Source organism: Amycolatopsis sp. MtRt-6, assembly GCF_017308975.1.
Lineage (GTDB): Bacteria > Actinomycetota > Actinomycetes > Mycobacteriales > Pseudonocardiaceae > Amycolatopsis.
This window is the reverse complement of the sequence record NZ_JADWPD010000017.1, coordinates 153,122-173,679: the sequence shown is the minus strand read 5'-3', so window position 1 is coordinate 173,679 and position 20,558 is coordinate 153,122. Positions and strand designations below refer to the sequence as shown.

At 71.3% G+C, this 20,558-nt stretch carries 18 protein-coding genes; 5 read left to right on the top strand and 13 right to left on the bottom strand.

Features of this window, described 5'->3' with window-relative positions:
• Positions 1-165: 165 nt before the first annotated feature.
• Positions 166-885 carry a DUF3159 domain-containing protein gene (locus tag I4Q55_RS27325; RefSeq protein ID WP_206791573.1) on the bottom strand — a complete coding sequence of 240 codons (720 nt, stop codon included), beginning with the start codon at positions 883-885 and terminating at the stop codon, positions 166-168.
• Positions 886-894: 9 nt separating this feature from the next.
• Positions 895-1,275, bottom strand: a complete 381-nt coding sequence (locus I4Q55_RS27320) for an OB-fold nucleic acid binding domain-containing protein (RefSeq protein WP_003074944.1) — start codon at positions 1,273-1,275, stop codon at positions 895-897.
• A gap of 137 nt (positions 1,276-1,412) precedes the next feature.
• Here I4Q55_RS27320 and I4Q55_RS27315 point away from each other — a divergent pair, with 137 nt between their 5' ends.
• Entirely contained in the window at positions 1,413-2,096 is a 684-nt protein-coding gene (locus I4Q55_RS27315) for an alpha/beta hydrolase (protein WP_206791639.1), read from the top strand.
• Between the two features lie 40 nt (positions 2,097-2,136).
• Here the strand turns inward: I4Q55_RS27315 and I4Q55_RS27310 are convergent, their stop codons facing one another.
• Positions 2,137-2,799 (bottom strand): DUF3710 domain-containing protein, encoded by a 663-nt coding sequence (locus tag I4Q55_RS27310; RefSeq protein ID WP_206791571.1) that lies wholly within the window; start codon positions 2,797-2,799, stop codon positions 2,137-2,139.
• Positions 2,799-3,302, bottom strand: a complete 504-nt coding sequence (gene dut, locus I4Q55_RS27305) for a dUTP diphosphatase (RefSeq protein WP_206791570.1) — start codon at positions 3,300-3,302, stop codon at positions 2,799-2,801. Before dut ends, I4Q55_RS27310 begins: the two co-directional genes overlap by 1 nt.
• A gap of 24 nt (positions 3,303-3,326) precedes the next feature.
• Here dut and I4Q55_RS27300 point away from each other — a divergent pair, with 24 nt between their 5' ends.
• Positions 3,327-3,809 carry a DUF3093 domain-containing protein gene (locus I4Q55_RS27300; protein ID WP_206791569.1) on the top strand — a complete coding sequence of 161 codons (483 nt, stop codon included), beginning with the start codon at positions 3,327-3,329 and terminating at the stop codon, positions 3,807-3,809.
• A gap of 143 nt (positions 3,810-3,952) precedes the next feature.
• On the opposite strand, the gene I4Q55_RS27295 is transcribed toward I4Q55_RS27300, so the two are convergent.
• On the bottom strand, positions 3,953-4,261 hold the full coding sequence (locus I4Q55_RS27295) for a DUF4193 domain-containing protein (protein ID WP_013224476.1): 309 nt from the start codon (positions 4,259-4,261) through the stop codon (positions 3,953-3,955).
• A gap of 503 nt (positions 4,262-4,764) precedes the next feature.
• Here I4Q55_RS27295 and cei point away from each other — a divergent pair.
• Positions 4,765-5,448, top strand: coding sequence for an envelope integrity protein Cei (gene cei, locus I4Q55_RS27290; protein ID WP_206791568.1), 684 nt, complete (start codon positions 4,765-4,767; stop codon positions 5,446-5,448).
• Between the two features lie 159 nt (positions 5,449-5,607).
• On the opposite strand, the gene I4Q55_RS27285 is transcribed toward cei, so the two are convergent.
• A complete protein-coding gene (locus I4Q55_RS27285) occupies positions 5,608-6,429 on the bottom strand; it encodes an inositol monophosphatase family protein (RefSeq protein WP_206791567.1) in 822 nt (273 codons plus the stop codon).
• A gap of 64 nt (positions 6,430-6,493) precedes the next feature.
• Here I4Q55_RS27285 and ppgK point away from each other — a divergent pair, with 64 nt between their 5' ends.
• Positions 6,494-7,261 (top strand): polyphosphate--glucose phosphotransferase, encoded by a 768-nt coding sequence (ppgK, locus tag I4Q55_RS27280; RefSeq protein ID WP_374194494.1) that lies wholly within the window; start codon positions 6,494-6,496, stop codon positions 7,259-7,261.
• A gap of 172 nt (positions 7,262-7,433) precedes the next feature.
• The gene (locus tag I4Q55_RS27275; RefSeq protein ID WP_206791566.1) at positions 7,434-8,834 is read left to right on the top strand and encodes an RNA polymerase sigma factor; all 1,401 of its coding nucleotides are present in this window, start codon (positions 7,434-7,436) and stop codon (positions 8,832-8,834) included.
• A gap of 57 nt (positions 8,835-8,891) precedes the next feature.
• Here I4Q55_RS27275 and I4Q55_RS27270 read toward each other — a convergent pair whose 3' ends face one another.
• The 7 genes from I4Q55_RS27270 to glgX all read right to left on the bottom strand — a co-directional run bounded on the left by I4Q55_RS27270 (position 8,892) and on the right by glgX (position 20,509).
• Complete coding sequence (locus I4Q55_RS27270) at positions 8,892-10,085, bottom strand: hypothetical protein (RefSeq protein WP_206791565.1); 1,194 nt, start codon at positions 10,083-10,085, stop codon at positions 8,892-8,894.
• 40 nt (positions 10,086-10,125) lie between these two features.
• The gene (locus tag I4Q55_RS27265; protein WP_206791563.1) at positions 10,126-10,518 is read right to left on the bottom strand and encodes a hypothetical protein; all 393 of its coding nucleotides are present in this window, start codon (positions 10,516-10,518) and stop codon (positions 10,126-10,128) included.
• A gap of 166 nt (positions 10,519-10,684) precedes the next feature.
• Entirely contained in the window at positions 10,685-12,892 is a 2,208-nt protein-coding gene (gene glgB, locus I4Q55_RS27260; RefSeq protein ID WP_206791561.1) for a 1,4-alpha-glucan branching protein GlgB, read from the bottom strand.
• Entirely contained in the window at positions 12,889-14,268 is a 1,380-nt protein-coding gene (locus tag I4Q55_RS27255) for a phosphotransferase (protein WP_206791559.1), read from the bottom strand. Before I4Q55_RS27255 ends, glgB begins: the two co-directional genes overlap by 4 nt.
• 5 nt (positions 14,269-14,273) lie before the next feature.
• Positions 14,274-16,082 carry a maltose alpha-D-glucosyltransferase gene (treS, locus tag I4Q55_RS27250; protein ID WP_206791558.1) on the bottom strand — a complete coding sequence of 603 codons (1,809 nt, stop codon included), beginning with the start codon at positions 16,080-16,082 and terminating at the stop codon, positions 14,274-14,276.
• A 40-nt stretch (positions 16,083-16,122) separates the two neighbouring features.
• Positions 16,123-18,105 (bottom strand): maltotransferase domain-containing protein, encoded by a 1,983-nt coding sequence (locus I4Q55_RS27245; RefSeq protein ID WP_206791557.1) that lies wholly within the window; start codon positions 18,103-18,105, stop codon positions 16,123-16,125.
• A 256-nt stretch (positions 18,106-18,361) separates the two neighbouring features.
• Positions 18,362-20,509 (bottom strand): glycogen debranching protein GlgX, encoded by a 2,148-nt coding sequence (gene glgX, locus I4Q55_RS27240; RefSeq protein ID WP_206791556.1) that lies wholly within the window; start codon positions 20,507-20,509, stop codon positions 18,362-18,364.
• Between the last annotated feature and the right edge of the window lie 49 nt (positions 20,510-20,558).

Here is a 20,558-nt window from a genome sequence, read left to right as displayed (position 1 = left end):
CGGGCATCTCGCGTGACTGGAGAGGCATCTCGCGTGATTGGGCGGGCATCAAGCCGTGGCCGGGTGCCGACCCCGGCAAAACTGTCGGTGCCTGCCGGTAGAGTCGGAAACGGGGGGCGCCCCCACGCGCGCGGGTTGCGCCGGGGCCAGGTTGTGCCGGGCCGGTCAGGCTTCCGGCGCTGCGTATTTCTCGCGCAGGCGGGCCTCGACCTCCGCGTCCGTCTCCGGCTTCGGTGCGTTCTCCGCGAGCGCCTTCAGGCGCTTGTCCGAGCGTCGCACCGCCCACACGACCACCAGCAGGCCCAGTGCGTACAGCGGGTAGCCCATCGCGATCTTCGCGAAGGCCAGCCAGCCCGTGTAGTCCTCCTGGTACAGCCACCGCTGCACCACGAACCGGGCCGCGAAGATCGCCGCCATGGCCAGGGTCGCTATGTCGTAGCCGTAGCGGGACGGCTTGTCCTTGCGCCACGCCTGGCCGGTGCCGTTGAGCATGTTCCAGACCACGCCCGCGATCGGCCAGCGCACCACCACCGACAGCACGAAGATGCCGCAGTAGATCAGGCTCGCGTAGATCCCGAACAGGAAGAACCCCTTCGCTGACCCCGTCCGGTAGGCGATGAACGCCGCGATCGCGACGCCGAAGAACCCCGAGATCGCCGGCTGCAGCGGCTCCTTGCGGACCACGCGCAGCACCGTGATGGCCACCGCGCTGCCGATGGCCGTCCAGATCGCCGCGGTCAGGCCGAAGAACGCGTTCGCCAGCACGAAGACGATCACCGGCACCGACGAGTAGATCAGGCCGGACACGCCGCCCATCTGCTCCAGCAGGGTCGGCTGCGGCTCTTCGCCGTCGGTCTTCTTCGCGCTCGGGGCAGGTTCAGTCACGATGGGTGATCAACTCACTGGGCTCTGGAGCTCGTAATAGGGGTTGTACAGCACCTTCTGGCCGTCACGCTCGGCCATCCGGCCGCGCACCTTGATCGTCCGGCCAGGCTCGATGCCCGGGATCCGGCGGCGGCCGAGCCAGATTAGCGTCACGCCCTGTGTTCCGTCGAACAGCTCCGCCTCCAGCGTGGCGGCCTCGTTGGTCGGGCAGAGCTCGACGCTGCGGAGCCGCCCCATCACGGTGACCTCTTCGCCGGATCGGCAGTCACACGCCCGCTGCGCCCCCTCGGCGCCGGACCTCATCGACATTTCGTCGGCGTCGAGATCCTCGACGTCGCTGGTCAGCTTGCGAACCAACCGGCTGAAGTAGCCGCCGTCTTTGGCGGACATAGGTACTCCTGTGCTCCGGGGCCCCCGACGTGGTGCATGCGGCCCGTGCGATTTCCAGCGTAGCTGCGGTCCCCGCCAGGGAAACGCCTTTGCGCAAGGATTGCAACGTGACGTCCGCAATCAGAGTTCCCGCCGCGGTGCTGCTGCCCGGCACCGGCTCGGACGAGGTGTTCGTCCGGGCCGTCTTCGAACGGCCCCTGCGCGCCCTCGGTGTCCCGCTCATCGCGCCATCGCCGCCCCCGGGCGCGGCGCTCGCCGGCGGCTACCTGGCGACCCTCGACACGCTCGCGGACGAGCACGGCGAACTCCTCGTCGGCGGCATCTCCTTCGGCGCCCACCTCGCCGCCGAGTGGGCGGTCCGCAACCCGGCCCGTTGCGGGGGCCTGCTGGCCGCGCTCCCGGCCTGGAACGGCGCCCCGGGCCCGGCACCCGCATCCCTCGCCGCGACGCTGACGGCGGATCTGGTGGCCGCTTCCGGCGTCGACACGGCCCTGGCGCAGACCGCGGGCAGCCCGGACTGGCTGCGGGCCGAACTGGACCGGGCGTGGCGCCGCCACGGCGACGGCCTGGCCGGCAGCCTGCGCGCCGCCGCGGGCCGGCCGGCGCCGGCCCTGGCCGACCTCGCGGCGCTCGACGTCCCGGCCGGGATCGGCACCTGCACCGACGACCCGATCCACCCGACGAAAGTCGCATCGGAGTGGGCGGGCGCACTCCCCCGCGCGGCGCTCGGCGAGACGACGCTCACGGCGCTGGGCGCCGACCGCGAGGCACTGGGCCGGGCGACCGTCCTCGCGTTCCTGAGGGCCCTCGAAACGCCGTGAAGGCCACCCCGCCGGGAGGTGGCCTTCACGGACGGTGACGTCAGCCTTGCTGCTGCTGGGCCGCGATGTGCTCGGCGACCGCGTCGGGCAGCGTGATGGTCAGCGGGGTCCGGACCGGCATCGGGGCGTCGCCGCGGTCGACGATGGTCCGCCGGACGATCTCGCGCAGCACCTCGACGGCCGCCGCGGCCTCCGACTGGGGCCCGGCGATGACGCCGCGCAGCATCCAGCGCGGCCGGTCGACGCCCACGAAGCGCAGGGCGACGTCGCCGATGATGGCCGAGATCTCCAGGCCCCACACGCCGCGGCCGATCGTGACCTTGGCGCCGTCGGACCGCAGCTGGTCGGCCAGCTCCGAGCTGACCTCCCGCCACAGCCCGCCCGAGCGCGGCGCGGCGTACGCGCTGACCGTGATCTGGCCCTGCTCGGTGACGACGTGCACGGCGCGCACGCCGCCGGCCTCCGGGTCCATCTCGACCTGGACCTGGGAACCGTCCGGCACCGGCACCTTCACCGAACCGAGGTCGATCCGCGGGATGCCGTCGTCTTCGAAGTCGGCGACGTCGAACGGACCGTCGGAAACGTCCGAAAGCTCCGGATCCTCTTCGTACGCCTCGTCCTCGATCGTGTCGTCGGCCTCGGGCGCGGCGTGCCGTCCGGCGGATCCGCCCTCGGTCCGCCGCTTGCGTCCGAAAATCCCCACTACTTCTCCGTTCCTTCCCCCGTGGCGGCGCTCGCGGCGAGCGCCGGTGCTCCCAGTGTGGCGTGTCCACCCGTGGAGCCGTAGCCTCCGCTGCCCCGCTCGGTCGAGTCGAGCGCGTCGACCTCGACGAACTCGGCGTGCTCGACCCGCTGCACGACCAGCTGGGCGATGCGGTCGCCACGCGTCAGCTCCAGCGGGTGCACCGGGTCGTGGTTGATCAGGCACACCTTGATCTCGCCGCGGTAGCCCGAGTCGATCGTGCCCGGGGTGTTCACCACCGAGAGGCCGGCCCGGGCGGCCAGGCCGGACCGCGGGTGGACGAACCCCGCGTACCCGGGCGGCAGCGCGATCGCGACGCCGGTGCCGACGACGCCGCGTTCCCCGGGTCGCAGCACGATATCCGAGGTGGTGACGAGATCGGCGCCCGCGTCGCCCGGTCGGGCGTAGGCGGGCAGGGGGACATCCGGATCGAGCCGGGAGAGGAGTACCTGAACGCTGGACACGGGCCGCGAGATTACTCTCTACCCGTGGGTGAATCAGCGAAGACGGCCGCGAACGCCGCGGTCCGGCACTCCGAACGGCTGTACGTCCCGTGGTGGGGCTGGCCGCTGCCGGTCCTGGGCGCGATCCTCCTGGCCGCCGAGATCGACATGGGCTACCCGGGGCTCCGGGCGTGGCTGCCGTACGCGATCGCGCTGCCGGTCGTCGTGGCGCTGCTGCTGTCGCTCGGCCGGTCGAAGGTCCGGATCACCGGCGGTGCCGAACCGGAACTGTGGGTCGGCGACGCCCACCTGCCGCGGCGGTTCGTCGGCGAGGTGGAGATCTTCGACAAGGAGGCCAAGCGCAAGGCGCTGGGGCGCGACGGCGACCCGGCCGCCTACGTGCTGCACCGCGGCTGGGTCGGCCCGGTCGTGAAGGTGCACCTCACCGACGAGAACGACCCGACGCCGTACTGGCTGTTCAGCACCCGGCACCCGGAAAAGGTCGCCGAGCTGCTGAAAGGCGCCTGACCCCTCCAAGACATGGGAAGGGGGCCGGCCCGCAGGCCGGCCCCCTTGTCCCCAGCGCGCTTCGAGCCTCCCCCTGTCTCCCTCGAGGCTCTCCGTCGCGTCTGTTCGTCCCCTGTGTCCGAGAACCCCTGTGCGCGCGTCGGTCAGGCGCAGTCGCGGCAGATCAGGCGTCCGCCGTTGTCCTCGGCCAGCCGGCTGCGGTGGTGCACCAGGAAGCACACGGAGCAGGTGAACTCGTCCGCCTGCTTCGGCACCACCTTGACGGTCATGTCCTCACCGGAAAGCCCGGAGAGGTCGGCACCCGGCAGCTCGAAGTTCTCGGCGGTCGCGTCCTCGTCGACGTCGACGACGCCGGACTGGTTCTCGTTGCGCCGGGCCTTGAGCTCCTCCAACGAGTCTTCGGCCAGCTCGTCGGCTTCGCTGCGGCGCGGAGCGTCGTAGTCGGTAGCCATGTTGTCCCTCACCCCTGCGATCAGCTTGTGTAGTCGTTTTCCCGGACTCCCGGATGCGCCCGTGAGTCCGCCGTGCCGCTGGTCAACGTTCCAGGGCCCCTGTTTGTGCCCGGCGGCCGAAGTGACCGAGGTCTCTTCTTTTCGGGCCTCTTCCTGCGGCCGGAGCCCGGGAAGGGTAGCTCACCGCGATCCGGGTTCTGCAACGAGTCAGACATTGCCGGGGAATCGTCACCCGACAGGGGGAACCCGCAGGTAAGACGCGTTGTCGTCCGTTCGGGTTGCGCGCGGGTGGAGAACTTCACGCGCGACCCGTGTCCGCTTGCCCCGGCCGGGCCCGTCGTGGTGCGATCGCTGCACGGGGATCGGTCCGGCTGGGGCCCGGTACCGCAGGAACCGACGGGGTGACCCGGGACCACGTGCGCCGACCGCAGCGCCTAGGCTGATCGGTCTCGGGCGGTGCCCGGTACGCACGGTCGGTTTCGTGTTGGGGAAGGGACGGGCAGGTGGCGTCGGGGAACGGCATCGGGGACCGTGGGGCGCGGCCGTATCGCAAGCACAAGCCGCTGCCGGCGCTGATCGTCATCGGCGTGCTCGCCCTCGGCGCGATCGTCGTCTGGGTGAACGCGGCCATCGGCAAGGGCGACATCGACGAGGCCGTCAAGTGCGACCCGCCCGCGAGCCCGCCACCGGGCGTCACGTTCAGCACCCTCCCGCACAACGCGCTCGACGACCGCGCGCCCGTCCCGCCGGACAAGATCGCCTACCGGGTCCTCAACGCCTCGGGCAGCCGCGGCCAGGGCGGCATCACCACGACCGCGCTGCGCGAGCTCGGGTTCAGCGGCGCCGCGGACCCGGCCAACGACCCGGCCTACGACGGCCGCGAGGCCAAGTGCCGCGGCCAGATCCGGTTCGGCGAGAACGGCATGACGGCGGCCCGGACGCTCAGCCTGGTGATGCCGTGCGCCGAGCTGGTCCAGGACAACCGCAAGGACGCGAGCGTCGACGTGGTGACGGGCACGCTCTTCGGCGACCTCCGCCCGCGCGCCGAGGCACGCCAGATCATCACCCAGCTCGCGGACTGGTCGAAGACCCACCAGGGCGGCGGCGGAAACGAGCAGTCCGCGGGCGCGAAGGCCCCGGCGGTGGACCAGACGCTGCTGGCCTCGGCCCGCGACGTGGAGTGCTGACCGGGAGCTCCGTTCCCGCCGCGATGACCACCCCGCGGGGGCGCCCCCCGTTTTCCACGCTACCGGAGGGCACCGACATTTTCGGTCCCGCTGCCTGAGGGCCGGTGCCGCGGGGGGGCCGGTCCGCGCGAGGCGACCGTCCCGCTCACCGGGACCCGCTCACACCTCCGCCGCCCCGCAGTCCGCCAAGACCTTCCGCAGCGGGTCCGCGATCGACGGCGCCGCCGCGTACGTCGCGTCCTGCCCCAGCTCCGGCGCCGTCCCCGGCAGGGACACCTCCGCTCCCGCCTCCGCCGCGATCAGCGCTCCCGCCGCCCAGTCCCAGCGGTTGAGGCCGTGCTCCACGTACGCGTCCAGCCAGCCCGCCGCCACCGCGCACAGGTCCAGTGACGCCGCCCCGTTGCGGCGGATGTCCCGCACCTGCCCGAGCAGCGAGGCCGCGAAGCGCGACTGGCGCGTCCGCCGCGCGGGCGAGTACGCGAAACCGGTTCCGACCAACGTCACCTCCAGGCCCGCCGGTGCCGACACCGCCAGCCGCCGTCCGTCCAGGAACGCTCCCTGGCCGCGGGCCGCCGACCAGACGCGGCCGCTCGCCGGCTCGACCACCGCGCCCGCCACCGACACCCCGCCGACCTGCGCCGCCACCGAGACCGCGAACCAGGGCAGGCCGTACAGGAAGTTGACCGTCCCGTCGATCGGGTCGACCACCCACGTCACGCCGTCGTCGCCCGCGGTACCGCCGCCTTCCTCGCCCAGCACCGGCTCCCCGGGCCGCAGCGACGCCAGCCGCGAGCGCACCAGGCGCTCGGACTCGTGGTCCACCGCGGTCACCACGTCGGTGGCCCCGGACTTGGTGCCCACGGCCACCGACCGGCCGGTGGCCATGCCCTCCCAGGCCTCGCGGACCAGGGCGGAGGCCTCCGTCGCGACCTGCACCGCGACGCTTTTCAGCAACGACTCGTCAACTCCCACGTCCGACATGTCACCACATCCGGTTAAAGTCTCCGAGGCAGGCTTCTGAATCGTGCGAGAAGGGACCACGTCCGTGGTGGAGGCGACCCGCCGAGGTTTCGGCATCGACATCGGCGGCAGCGGGATCAAGGGCGCCTTGGTCGACCTGGAAAAGGGCCAGCTCATCGGCGACCGGATCCGGATCGAAACGCCGAAGCCGTCCACGCCGTCGGCGGTGGCGGACGTCGTCCACGACATCGTCACGCAGGCGGGCTGGGACGGCCCGGTCGGCGTGACCCTGCCGGCGGTCGTCAAGAAGGGCGTCGCGCACACCGCGGCCAACATCGACAAGCAGTGGATCGGCACCGACGCCGACGCGCTGTTCGCCAAGCGGCTCGGCCGCGGCGTCGACCAGGTCGCGATGCTCAACGACGCCGACGCGGCGGGCATGGCGGAGATCCGCTTCGGCGACCCGGTCGCGCGCACGGGCGTGACCGCGCTGCTCACCTTCGGCACCGGCATCGGCAGCGCGGTGTTCCAGGACGGCAAGCTCGTCCCCAACACCGAATTCGGCCACCTCGAGATCGACGGCCACGACGCCGAGAAGCGCGCGGCCGCCTCGGTGAAGGACAACGAGGGGCTCTCCTACCCCGAATGGTCCAAGCGCGTGCACCGTTATCTGACCGTGCTGGAGAACCTGATCTGGCCCGACCTGTTCATCGTCGGCGGCGGTGTCAGCAAGAAGGCCGAGAAATGGGTGCCGCTGCTGGACATCCGCACTCCGGTGCTGGTGGCGAGCCTGCAGAACAACGCCGGCATCGTCGGCGCCGCGGCCGCCGCGGCGGAGGGCATCCAGCACTGATCCGGCGCTGAGGGTGATCGCTTCGCACCGCATGGGCGTACCGTCGTTACAATGGAACACGGCCCACGGCTGCGGCGGCCAAAACCGCAGGCCGAGGCGTGATCCCCGAATGTGAGGCAGCAGTGGCCCCAGGCCGTTGCTCGTCGTGATCGACCGCTGCGAAAGGGCGTAAGTGGCAGCCGCAAGAACCGCAACCCGAGGCGGGACGAAGACCGCGACCGCAGCCGGCGAGCCGGCCGAAGAGGCAGCCACCGGGACGGCGAAGCCGGCGGCGCGCAAGACCACCACCGCGAAGAAGGCGCCGGCCAAGAAGGCACCGGCGAAGAAGGCCGCGACCAAGGGCCCGAAGACCGAAGACGGCGAGCCGGACGGTCCCGTCGACCTCGAGGACGAAGACCTCGGTTCGCCCGATCTCTCCGACCTGGAAGAGGTCGAGGTCGACGTCGTCGACGAAACGGTCAACGACGAGCCGGACACCGACTCGGCCGACGACGACGATGACGACGAGGAGTCGGACGAGGAGACCCCGGCGCAGCGTCGCCGCGGCGCCGCGGCCGACAAGGCGGCCAAGGGCTCCGACAACCCGGACTTCGTCTGGGACGAGGAGGAGTCCGAAGCGCTGCGTCAGGCGCGCAAGGACGCCGAGCTCACCGCGTCCGCCGACTCCGTGCGTGCCTACCTCAAGCAGATCGGCAAGGTCGCGCTGCTGAACGCCGAGGAGGAGGTGGAGCTGGCCAAGCGGATCGAGGCCGGGCTCTACGCCGCCGAGCGCGTGCGCACCGCCGAGGAGGAGGGCGAGAAGCTCGTCACCCAGATGCGCCGCGATCTCAAGTGGATCGTGCGTGACGGCGAGCGCGCCAAGAACCACCTGCTCGAGGCGAACCTGCGGCTCGTGGTCTCGCTGGCCAAGCGCTACACCGGCCGCGGCATGGCGTTCCTGGACCTGATCCAGGAGGGCAACCTCGGCCTGATCCGCGCGGTGGAGAAGTTCGACTACACCAAGGGCTACAAGTTCTCGACGTACGCCACGTGGTGGATCCGCCAGGCGATCACCCGCGCGATGGCCGACCAGGCGCGCACCATCCGCATCCCGGTGCACATGGTCGAGGTCATCAACAAGCTGGGCCGCATCCAGCGTGAGCTGCTCCAGGACCTCGGCCGCGAGCCGACCCCGGAAGAGCTCGCCAAGGAGATGGACATCTCCCCGGAGAAGGTCCTGGAGATCCAGCAGTACGCGCGCGAGCCGATCTCGCTCGACCAGACGATCGGCGACGAGGGCGACAGCCAGCTCGGCGACTTCATCGAAGACTCCGAGGCGGTCGTCGCGGTCGACGCGGTGTCGTTCACGCTGCTGCAGGACCAGCTCCAGTCGGTGCTGCAGACGCTGTCCGAGCGCGAGGCGGGCGTGGTCCGGCTGCGCTTCGGCCTCACCGACGGCCAGCCGCGCACGCTCGACGAGATCGGCCAGGTGTACGGGGTGACCCGTGAGCGCATCCGGCAGATCGAGTCGAAGACGATGTCGAAGCTGCGCCACCCGTCGCGGTCCCAGGTCCTGCGCGACTACCTGGACTGACCGTTCGTTCGTCACGGAAACCCCGCCACCGGCTCACGGTGGCGGGGTTTCCGCCGTTCAGGGCCGTCCGGTGAGCGTCGTCCACGGGACGTGGACGGTCACGCGCTCCCGCAGCTGCTCGTTGATCAGCCACAGTTCGCCCGTGGCCGGCCAATAGGACAGGTTCTGACTGTTCACCGGGGCCTGCCCGGTCAGCCTCGACGTCGACGTGCCGCCGACGCCGCCGTGCAGGCACGACGGGTGGTCGCCCGCCACGCCCGCGTACTCCGGGCAAACTCCCGTCAGGACGAAGTAGCCGCCCCGCGACACCGCTCCCTGCATGCCCCAGACCGGGGACGAGAAGCCCTCCACCGCGTGCACCAGCCCGTCGGCCGACGTCTTGAGGCGGCCCGAGGCCGGGTCGAACGGCCAGCGCAGGATCCGGCCACCCGCCGCCGACGGGACGTGTTCCGCCGTCACGAACGTCGAATCCGTGTGGTCGTACGACAACGTCGACAGGCACGGGCGCGTGTCGGTCGCCGTCGTGCAGGCGCCGCCGCCCGGGTACCAGTACGCGCCGACCTGCGGCATCGCGTAGTCGTAGAACGCCGCGTGGTACTTGCCGTCGGTGCCCAGGCCGACCGTGCCCGCGCCGGCGTCGACCTTCCAGAAGTGGGTCGTGTCGAAGACGCGGATCAGGCCGCCGGTGGTCGCCACGAACAGCAGGTTGCCGGCCCACGTCATGCCGTGCCCGTGGCCGGCGACGACCCGGAAGTCCGTGCCGGAAGTCGGTTCCACCAGCAGCACGTGGCGGTAGCCGAGGCCGGTGGCGTCCACAAAGGACAGGCGGACCATCGTATCGCCCGGGGTGTGCCACGACGCCGCGACGACGCGCTTGCCGCCGACGGTCCCGGTCGCCGGGGAAGCGTCGCCCGAACCGGTGAGGCCCTGCGGGATCCAGTCGTTGGTCTTGTCGTCGTTCGCGTCCTCCCAGCAGAAGCCGGCGGGCTTCAGGGCCGTGGCCAGGTACGTGCCGTGGCAGAGCGGGCGGGCCTTCCGGTTGGTGTCGGCGAGCAGCGAGCCGAGCCCGCGCGGCGGCAGTTTCGCGTCCAGCGCGGCGATCCGGGCGCCGTAGGTGGCGAAGGTGTCCCCGGCGGTGAGCCGGAAGCCGTCGACGGTCGCCGCGGCCAGCCGGGGGAAGCTCGCCGCCGCCTCCGCCGGAGTCACCACGCCGAGCAGCAGGAGAGTCACGAGACCGATCAGGAGTCGCATGCCGGCAGCGTGCCCGGCGCGCGTACACGGCGCGTACAACTCAGGGCACGGCCAGCCCGCGCTCCCGCAGCGACTGCTCGACGCGCAGGCGTTCGATCTCGCGGTCCATCCCCTCGGGCAGCTCCCCGAGCCGGTGCGGCACGCCGACCTGGCGGCAGGCCTGGGTGAGCAGCTCGTCGTAGGCCTGCCGGGTGCCCAGCCGCCGCGCGGCCGGGGTGCCGGACGGGTAGCCGGCGAGCAGCCGGTGCACCCGCCGCAGGTCCGCGGCGACGCGTTCGATCGGCGGACCTTCCGGTCGCGGCGGCGCGCGTTTCTCCCGGAGCCACTCGAGCAGCTTCGGCACGCGCAGCGCGCACCAGAACAGCACCGTGGGCGCGAGGCAGACCACGGCGAAGAGGATCAGGTTCGCGACGACACCACCGGAGCCGTCCATGCCCCGATGGTAAGCCCGGGCCCCCGGTTCGGCGGAGGGCTTTTCGCGTGATTGCCGGGGCATCACCCGTGATTGGAGGGGCATCTCGCGTGATTGGAGGGGCATCGCGGCGATGCCCGCCCAGTCACGCGTGATGCCCCTCGGGACACGCGTGATGCCGCTTTCGTTACGGGAGTTCGGGGGTCTCCGGGGTTTCTTCCACCAGCCACAGCACGCCGGCCGGGGGCAGCTGGAGGACCGCGGAGGCCGGCTGGCCGTGCCACGGCTCGTCCGTCGCCTCCACCGCGCCCATGTTGCCGACCCCGGACCCGCCGTAGGCCTCGGCGTCGGTGTTGACGACCTCCAGCCAGCGGCCCGCCGCCGGCAGGCCGACGCGGTAGTCGTGGTGCGGGACGCCCGCGAAGTTGGCCACGCAGGCCAGCCGCGAGCCGTCGGCGCCGATGCGCAGGAAGCTCAGCACGTTGCCGCTCGAGTCGTTCGCGTCGATCCAGGCGAAACCGTCCGGCGAGGTGTCCTGGCTGTACAACGCCGGTGACGACCGGTAGATCGTGTTCAGCGACCGCAGCAGCTCCCACACGCCGAGGTGCAGCGGCTCGTCCATCAGGTGCCAGTCGAGCGACCGCTGCTCCGACCACTCCCCCGGCTGGCCGAACTCGCCGCCCATGAACAGCAGCTGCTTGCCCGGGTGCGCCCACATGAACGCCAGCAGCGACCGCAGCCCGGCCGCCTTGTTCCAGGCGTCGCCCGGCATCCGGCCCCACAGCGAGCCCTTGCCGTGCACCACTTCGTCGTGCGACAGCGGGAGCACGAAGTTCTCGCTCCACGCGTACACGAGCGAGAACGTCATCTCGTTGTGGTGGTACGCGCGGTGGATCGGCTCGTGCGACAGGTACCGGAGCGTGTCGTGCATCCAGCCCATGTTCCACTTGAAGCCGAACCCGAGCCCGCCCAGATGGGTCGGCCGCGTGACGCCCGGCCAGGCCGTCGACTCCTCGGCCACCATCACGATGCCCGGGTGTCGCTTGTAGACGGTCGCGTTCAGCTCCTGCAGGAACTTCACCGCGTCCAGGTTTTCGCGGCCGCCGTACTGGTTGGGCAGCCACTCCCCTTCGTTGCGGGAGTAGTCGAGGTAGAGCATCGACGCGACCGCGTCGACGCGCAGGCCGTCGAGGTGGAACTCTTCGATCCAGTACAGCGCGTTCGCGACGAGGAAGTTGCGGACTTCGTTGCGGCCGAAGTCGAACACGAGCGTGCCCCAGTCGGGCTGCTCGCCGCGACGCGGGTCGGCGTGCTCGTACAGCGCTGTGCCGTCGAACTTCGCCAGCGCCCAGCTGTCCTTCGGGAAGTGCGCGGGCACCCAGTCCACCAGCACGCCGATCCCCCGCTGGTGCAGGCGGTCGACGAAGTAGCGGAAGTCGTCCGGGGAGCCGAAGCGGGACGTCGGCGCGTAGTACGACGTCACCTGGTAGCCCCACGAGCCGCCGAACGGGTGCTCCGACACCGGCAGCAGCTCGACGTGCGTGAAACCGGTTTCGACGAGGTAGTCGCCGAGCTGGTCGGCCAGTTCCCGGTAGCCGAGCCCGGGCCGCCAGGAGCCGAGGTGGACCTCGTAGACGCTCATCGGCGCCGCGGCCCACTGCGTGGCTTCGCGCTGCGCGACCCAGTCGTCGTCTTCCCACAGGTACGACGAGCGCGTGACGACCGAGGCCGTCGCGGGCGGCTGCTCGGTGGCGAACGCCAGCGGGTCGGCCTTCTCGTGCCAGTTGCCGTCGGCGCCGAGGATCCGGAACTTGTAGCAGGTACCCGCGCCGACGCCGGGTACGAACAGCTCCCAGACCCCGGACCCGCCGAGCGAGCGCATCGGGTGCCCGCGCCCGTCCCAGCCGTTGAAGTCGCCGATCACGCGGATGCCGCGCGCGTTCGGCGCCCAGACCGCGAACGACGTGCCCTCGACAACGCCACCAGGGGTCTCGTAGGACCGGACGTGCGCGCCGAGCACCTCCCAGAGCCGCTCGTGCCGGCCCTCGCCGATCAGGTGCAGGTCCAGCTCGCCCACCGTGGGCAGCCAGCGGTACGGGTCGTCGGCGGTGGCGGTGTGCCCGTCGTACTCGACCTCCAGCCGGTAGTCGCCGGGGTGCTCGGGGACGGCGACGGCGAACAGCGCGTCGATCACCGGCTCCATCGGGTGCTTCTCCCCGCCCGCGCACAGCGTGACGGCCTTCGCGCCGGGCAGCAGCGCGCGGGCCGCGAAGCCCTTGCCCACCGCGTGCACGCCCAGCACCGAGTGCGGGTCGTGGTGGGAGCCGGCGAGCAGCCGGTCGATGTCCGCGGCCGGCGGGGCCGCGGCCGGGAGGCCTTCTCCAGCCGCGTTCACGGTGTCGTCCCTCCGCTAGTGATCCGGGCGATCGAGGCGAGCGGCACGCCCAGCCAGTCGGGCCGGTTCGCGTGCTCGTAACCCACCTCGTAGACCGCCTTGTCCAGTTCGAAGGCGCGCAGCAGCTCGCCCTGTTCCCGCGGGTCCGCCGCGATCGCGGCGTAGCCCTCGCAGAACGCCGCCCGGTTGCGCTCCGACCACTCGTGGGCGCGCTCGGCCAGCGCCGGCTCGTCCGGCTGGCCGACCAGCATCTGCTGGGCCGCGTAGTCGAACGACCTCAGCATGCCCGCGACGTCGCGCAACGGCGACCGCAGCGCGTGCCGCTCTTCCACCGGCGCCGCCGGCTCGCCCTCGAAGTCGATCAGCAGCCAGCCGCCGACGGTCCGCAGCACCTGGCCGAGGTGCAGGTCGCCGTGGATGTACTGCATGGCCACCGAGCCGGCGGGCAGCGTGCGCAGCTTCTCGAACGCCGCCCGCAGCCGCGGGGTGTGCGGGGCCAGCTCCGGCACCCGGCCGGCGATCGTGTCGAGCCGGTCGAGCATCGCCTTCGCCGAGCGCTCGAGCTCGTCGGCGTCGACGGCCTCCGTGCCGAGGGCTTCGGCCAGGTCCGCATGCACCTCGGCGACGGCCCGCCCGAGCCGCTCCGCCTCGCCGGCGAAGTCGCCGCCGACCTCCGCGGCGTGCAGGTCCGGCGCGGCCATCAGGTCGCGGACGCTGGTGGTGGCCATCGCCCAGCCGTCGACCGCGTCCGAGACGAACTGCTGGAGCATGCCGACCGTGGTCGGCTCGCCGTCGAGGTCGCCGGTGATCGAGCCGAGGACGGGCGCGATGTGCTTGCTGTCCACCGCCTGCAGCGCCCGGTGCAGCAGCAGGTCCTTGTTCTTGCCCGGCGTCAGCTTCCGGAACAGCTTGAGGATGTACTGCCCGGCGTAGACCAGCGAGGTGTTGCTCTGCTCCGAGGTGATCGGCCGGGCCCGCAGGCCGGTCTCCAGCTCCACCCCGGGCTCGTGCTCGAAGACCAGCGAGCCGACGGTCTCCTCGCGGGCCATCAGGTCCAGCAGCACGCCGGTGACGTCCAGGTCACCGGACGCCTCGTAGGCGTTGAGGTCACCGACGGCGCCGATCCAGCTGGTCGACGCGATCTCCGGCGGGTGCGTCCGCCTGCCGACCAGCAGCTGGTAGGGCTCGCGCCGGTCGCCCTGGGCGACCTCGACGACGACGTGCAGCAGCTGCGGGTCGCCTGACACCAGCTCGGTCACGCCGAGCGCCCGGACACCGGTCACCGGCCTGTCCTTGCCGGCGAACCAGCGCTGTTCGGGCAGCCAGCGCTTCAGGTCGCCGGTCAGGTCGTCGACCAGCTCGCGCGGGTCGGACAAGGGACTCACCTCGCTTCGCCTTCGTCTCCCGTGCTCGTCAGCTGGAACCAGTAGAAGCCGTGGCCCGGCAGCGTCAGCAGGTACGACAGCTCGCCGATGCTCGGGAACCGGACGCCGCCGGTGAGCTCCACCGGCGTGCACCCGCGGTGCGCGGACAGGTCCAGCTCCACCGGCTGCGGGAACCGGGAGAGGTTGTTCACGCAGAGCACGACGTCCTCGCCGCCGTCCGGGCGCCGCCACTGGCGCTTGTAGGCCAGCACGCTCGGGTTGGACCCGCCGAGGTCGACGAACTCGCCCTCGGCGAACGCGTGGTGCTGCTTGCGCACCTCGATCATCCGGCGGGTCCAGTTGAGCAGCGAGGCGTCGTTGTTCGACTGCGCCTCGACGTTCAGGCCCTGGTAGCCGTACACCGGGTCCATGATCACCGGCAGGTAGATGCGGCCCGGGTCGCAGGAGGAGAACCCGGCGTTGCGGTCGGGGGTCCACTGCATGGGCGTGCGGACCGCGTCGCGGTCGCCGAGCCAGATGTTGTCTCCCATGCCGATCTCGTCACCGTAGTACAGAACGGGCGAACCGGGGAGGGACAGCAGCATCGCGGTGAACAGCTCCTGCTGGTTGCGGTCGTTGTCCAGCAGCGGCGCGAGCCTCCGGCGGATGCCGATGTTGGCCTTCATGCGCGGGTCCTTGGCGTACTCCGCGTACATGTAGTCGCGCTCTTCGTCGGTGACCATCTCGAGGGTCAGCTCGTCGTGGTTGCGCAGGAAGATGCCCCACTGCGTGCCGCTGGGGATTTCCGGGGTCTGGTCGAGGATCTCCGAAATCGGGAACCGGGACTCGCGCCGCACCGCCATGAAGATCCGCGGCATCAGCGGGAAGTGGAACGCCATGTGGCACTCGTCGCCGCCGACGGCCGGGTCGCCGAAGTACTCGACGACGTCCGAGGGCCACTGGTTGGCCTCGGCGAGCAGGATCCGGCCGGGGTACTCGTCGTCGACGACCTTGCGGCAGCGCTTGAGGAACTCGTGCGTGCGCGGCAGGTTCTCGCAGTTGGTGCCCTCCTGCTCGAACAGGTACGGCACGGCGTCGAGGCGGAAGCCGTCGATGCCCAGGTCCAGCCAGAAGCGCAGGACGTCGATCATCGCGTTCTGGACGTCGACGTTCTCGTAGTTCAGGTCGGGCTGGTGGGAGAAGAACCGGTGCCAGTAGAACTGGCCGCGGACCGGGTCGTAGGTCCAGTTCGACGTCTCGGTGTCGACGAAGATGATCCGCGCGTCGGCGTAGCGGGAGTCGTCGTCGCTCCACACGTAGTAGTCGCCGTACGGGCCGTCGGGCTCACTGCGGGACTGCTGGAACCACGGGTGCGCGTCCGAGGTGTGGTTGAGCACGAGGTCGGTGATGACCCGGATACCGCGCCGGTGCGCCTCGTTGAGCAGGAAGACGAAGTCCTCGACGCTGCCGAACTCCGGCAGCACCGCGCGGAAGTCGCTGATGTCGTACCCGCCGTCGCGCAGCGGCGAGGCGTAGAACGGCGGCAGCCACAGGCAGTCGATGCCCAGCCAGGCCAGGTAGTCGAGTCTCCCGGCCAGCCCGCGCAGGTCGCCGGTGCCGTCGCCGTTGGAGTCGGCGAACGCGCGCACCAGCACTTCGTAGAAGACCGCGCCCTTGAACCACGCCGGGTTGCTCGGCGCCTGCTGCGCCGACCGGAAGTCGCCGGCCTGCGGTTCCACCAGCATGCCGTCCGCGGTGATCGCCTCACCGGTGTGCGGCACGCCTTCCAGCCCCAACGCCGCGTCGGGCCGGGCCTCATCCGCCATGTGCTCCACCTCGTCCCTGAAGATTCCTGTCCTTCCGCTCTCAGCCGGCCAGCCGTCGCCGCACCGACACCACGTGCGCCACCGCCCGCCAGGGTTCGAGGCGGACGTAGTTCGCCGGACCCCAGTCCCACGTGTCGCCGGTGACCTCGTCGTGGGCGATGAGCCGTTCGTGCGCTTCGAAGCCGAGCGCGCCGGTGTCGAGCCAGAGCGTGCCCTCTTGGGGCGCGTACGGGTCGAGGGTGACGACCGTGACCACGGTGTCGCCGGTGGCCGGGTCCTGTTTGGAGTAGGCCAGCAGCGCGTCGTTGTCGACGTGGTGGAAGTGCAGGGTGCGCATCTGCTGCAGCGCCGGGTGCGCCTTGCGGACGGCGTTCAGCTTCGCCAGCCACGGCTCCAGCGACCGCCCTTCGGCGAGCGCGCGCTCGAAGTCGCGCGGGCGCAGCTGGTACTTCTCGGAGTCCAGGTACTCCTCGCTGCCTTCGCGGACCGGGACGTGCTCGAACAGCTCGTAGCCGGAGTAGACGCCCCAGGTCGGCGAGATCGTCGCCGCGAGCGCGGCCCGCAGCGCGAACATGCCCGGCCCGCCGCGCTGCAGCGACTCGTGGAGGATGTCCGGGGTGTTGACGAACAGGTTCGGCCTGCCCTCGTTCCAGTGCTCGCGCAGGTCGATGGCGAAGTCGATCAGCTCCTGCTTGCCGGTCCGCCAGGTGAAGTAGGTGTAGCTCTGGGTGAAGCCGAGCCGGGCCAGGCCCCACAGCCGCGCCGGCCGGGTGAACGCCTCGGCCAGGAACAGCACGTCCGGGTGGGCGTCCTTGACCGACTGGATCAGCCAGGCCCAGAAGTCCGGCGGCTTGGTGTGCGGGTTGTCGACCCGGAAGATCTTCACCCCGTGGTCGATCCAGACGGTGATGACCCGCAGCATCTCTTCGTAGACGGCCTTGGGGTCGTTGTCGAAGTTGATCGGGTAGATGTCCTGGTACTTCTTCGGCGGGTTCTCCGCGTACGCGATCGAGCCGTCCGGGCGCGTGGTGAAGAACTCGGGGTGCTTGAGGACCCACGGGTGGTCGGGCGCGGCCTGCAGCGCGAAGTCGAGCGCCACCTCCATGCCGAGTTCGTCCGCGCGCGCGACGAAGGCGTCGAAGTCCTCGAAGGTGCCGAGGTCGGGGTGGATGGCGTCGTGGCCGCCCTCGTCGGCGCCGATCGCCCACGGCGAGCCGACGTCCTCCGGCTTGGCGTCGAGGGTGTTGTTGGGTCCCTTGCGGTTCACTCGCCCGATCGGGTGAATCGGCGGGAGGTAGACGACGTCGAAGCCCATCTTCGCGACCCGGTCGAGGGCGGTCGCGGCGGTGGCGAAGGTGCCGTGCACCGGCTTGCCCTCGGCGTCGAGCCCGCCGGTCGAGCGGGGGAACAGCTCGTACCAGGAGCCGTACGCGGCGCGGCGGCGGTCGACCCAGATCTTGTGCGGCTTGCCCTTGGTGATCAGCTCGCGCACCGGGAACTCGTGCATGACCTGGCGGACCTCGGGCGAGAGCGCGGGCCCGACGCGCTCGGCGAGGCCGCGCTCTTCGTCGCGCAGGGCCTTCACCGCGCCGGTCAGGAGGGCTTTTTCGGCCCGGCGGTCGGGACGGCGGGAGACGCGCTCGATCAGCCGGGCGCCGTTCTCGAGGTCGTTCGCGAGGTCCTCGGGCCCCTGCCCGGCGGCGACCTTCACCTCGACGGCGTGCTCCCACGTCGCCCAGGGGTCGCCCCACGCGTCGACCCGGAACGTCCACAGTCCGGTGGTGTCCGGGGCGATCACCGCGGCGAACTCGTCGGGGTGGTCGGAGCCGCGCGGCGCCATCCGCGTCTGGCGGGTCAGCCGGTCGTCCGGGCCGCGCCACGCGACCGTGGCCGCGACGGCGTCGTGGCCTTCGCGCCAGACGGTCGCGAAGACCGGGATGTGTTCCCCCACAACGGCTTTGGCCGGATACCGGCCGCAGCTCACGCTGGGGGAGACGTCGTCGATGCCGAGCCGGCCGGTCATGGGCAACGCCCCTCGGTGTGTCGGTTGGACGCAGACGGCGACAGTCTGCCTGACTCGATCAAGCGCCCACGAGGCAGGGTTCTCTATCCCTGTACCCAAAACGGATCATCCGAAACGCTTTCGGCGCAACGAGTTCCGGGCGCGTGTCGAGCAGGTTACGGCCAAGCGCACACCGGGCGCCAGACCGCGTCCGCGCGACACGCGAGCCCGAACGGCCGAAACCCGTACCCCAACGGACGATTCGCCCGCGTACGCGTCAGTAGGGTTCGGGGTGCGGTTCCGCCGCCAGGCGCGGGGCCCGGAGCAGGAGCAGGGAGCGGGACCGGAGGGTCACGCGGCTCTTGGCTTCGAGGGGGCCCGGGTTGGCCGGGCTGCCGTCCGCGGTGCTCGTGTCCAGCGTCGGCTTGAAGGTCTCGCCGTACTCGCGGCCCGGGAGGATCACCTCGGCCGGGGCGTCGCCCGCGTGCAGCCACAGCAGCCACGAGTGGTCCGGCACCAGCTCGCCGTCCCGGTTGCGGGCCTGGCTGTTCGAGCCGTCGATCCACATGCCGAGCGTGTGGCGGTCCTCGAACCAGTCGGTCTCGCCGAACTCCTCGCCGTCCGGGCGGAACCAGACCAGGTCGGGCTTGCCGGTCGGCGTGGTCCGGCCTTCGAAGAACTCCGGCTGCCGCAGGGCCGGGCTGTTCGCGCGCAGCCGCACCACCCGGCGGGCGAACGCCAGCATGGCCTCGGCCTCGGGGTCGTCCGGGGTCCAGTCGAACCACGACGTCTCGTCGTCGAGGCAGTACGCGTTGTTGTTGCCGCGCTGGGTGCGCCAGAACTCGTCGCCCATGGTCAGCATCGGGGTGCCGGTGGACAGCAGCAGCGTGGCGAACATGTTCCGGGCCTGCCGGGCGCGCAGCTCCCGGATCCCCGGGTCGGCGGTGTCGCCTTCGGCGCCGTGGTTCCACGAGCGGTTGTCGTTGGTGCCGTCGCGGTTGTCCTCGCCGTTGGCTTCGTTGTGCTTTTCGTTGTACGACACCAGGTCCCGCAGCGTGAAGCCGTCGTGCGCGGTGACGAAGTTGATCGACTGCCACGGCCGCCGCAGGTTGTGGTCGTACAGATCGGACGAACCGGACAGCCGGTAGGCGAGGTCGCGGACGCCGGTCGCGCCGCGCCAGAAGTCACGCACGGTGTCGCGGTAGCGGCCGTTCCACTCCGCCCACTGGGCGCCGAAGCCGCCGACGCGGTAGCCCTCGCCGGTCGCGTCCCACGGCTCGGCGATCAGCTTGCAGCGCGAGAGCACCGGGTCCGTGGTGATCGCCGTCAGCAGGGTCGACGCGTCGTTGAACGCGCCGCCGCGCGGCCGCCCGAGCGTACTGGCGAGGTCGAACCGGAAGCCGTCGACACCCATCTCCTGCGTCCAGTACCGCAGCGAATCGGTGACCAGCCGGACCACGGTCGGCGAGCCGGCTTCGAGGGTGTTGCCGCAGCCGGTGATGTCGGCCATGTGCCCGCGGTCGGTGTGCAGGTAGTACACCGGCGCGTTCAGCCCGCGGAAGCTCAGCGTCGGCCCGTCCGGCCCACCCTCGCAGGTGTGGTTGAACACGACGTCGAGGATCACCTCGATGCCCGCCGCGTGCAGCGCGGCCACCATCAGCCGGAACTCCTCGACCTCGTGGCCGGGCTCGCTGGCGTACGCGGCGTGCGGGGCGAAGAAGCCGAGCGGCGAGTAGCCCCAGTAGTTGTGCCGCCCGGCCCGGATCAGCGAGGGCTCGTCGAGGAACGCGTGCACCGGCAGCAGCTCGACGGAGGTGACGCCGAGGCGGGTCAGGTATTCGATCGCCACTGGGTGGGCCAGGCCGAGGTAGGTGCCGCGCAGCGCCTCCGGGATGAACGGGTGCTGCTGGGTGAAGCCCTTGACGTGCAGCTCGTAGACCACCGACTCCTCGAACGGCACCTCCGGCTTGGTCCCGGTGTCCGGGCCGCCGGGCGAGGTGACCACCGACAGCGGCACGCTGCCCAGGGAGTCCACAGTGGACATGGGTCCGCGCTCCGGGTCGCCGCTGAAGCCCTGCGCCGCGGCCAGGTCGGTCAGCCCGCCGGTGATCTGCCGGGCGTACGGGTCGACGAGCAGCTTGTGCGGGTTGCACCGCAGGCCGCGGGCCGGGTCGTACGGGCCGTGGATCCGGTAGCCGTACCGCTGCCCCGGCGTCACCCCGGGCACCAGGCCGTGCCAGACGCCGAAGGTGCGCTCGGTGAGCGCGATCCGGCGTTCCGACCCGTCGGCGTCGATCAGGCACAGGTCGACGGCGTCCGCGACGGCGGACGTGATCGCGAACCGCACCCCGCCGGCCTCGGGGTGGGCCCCGAGCGGGAAGGGACGGCCGGCGAGGACGTGGTCGGCGGAGGGTCGTGTGGCCATTCCTGAATCGTCCCAGATCGGGGGTGCTTCGTGCGCGGTGTGCCGGACG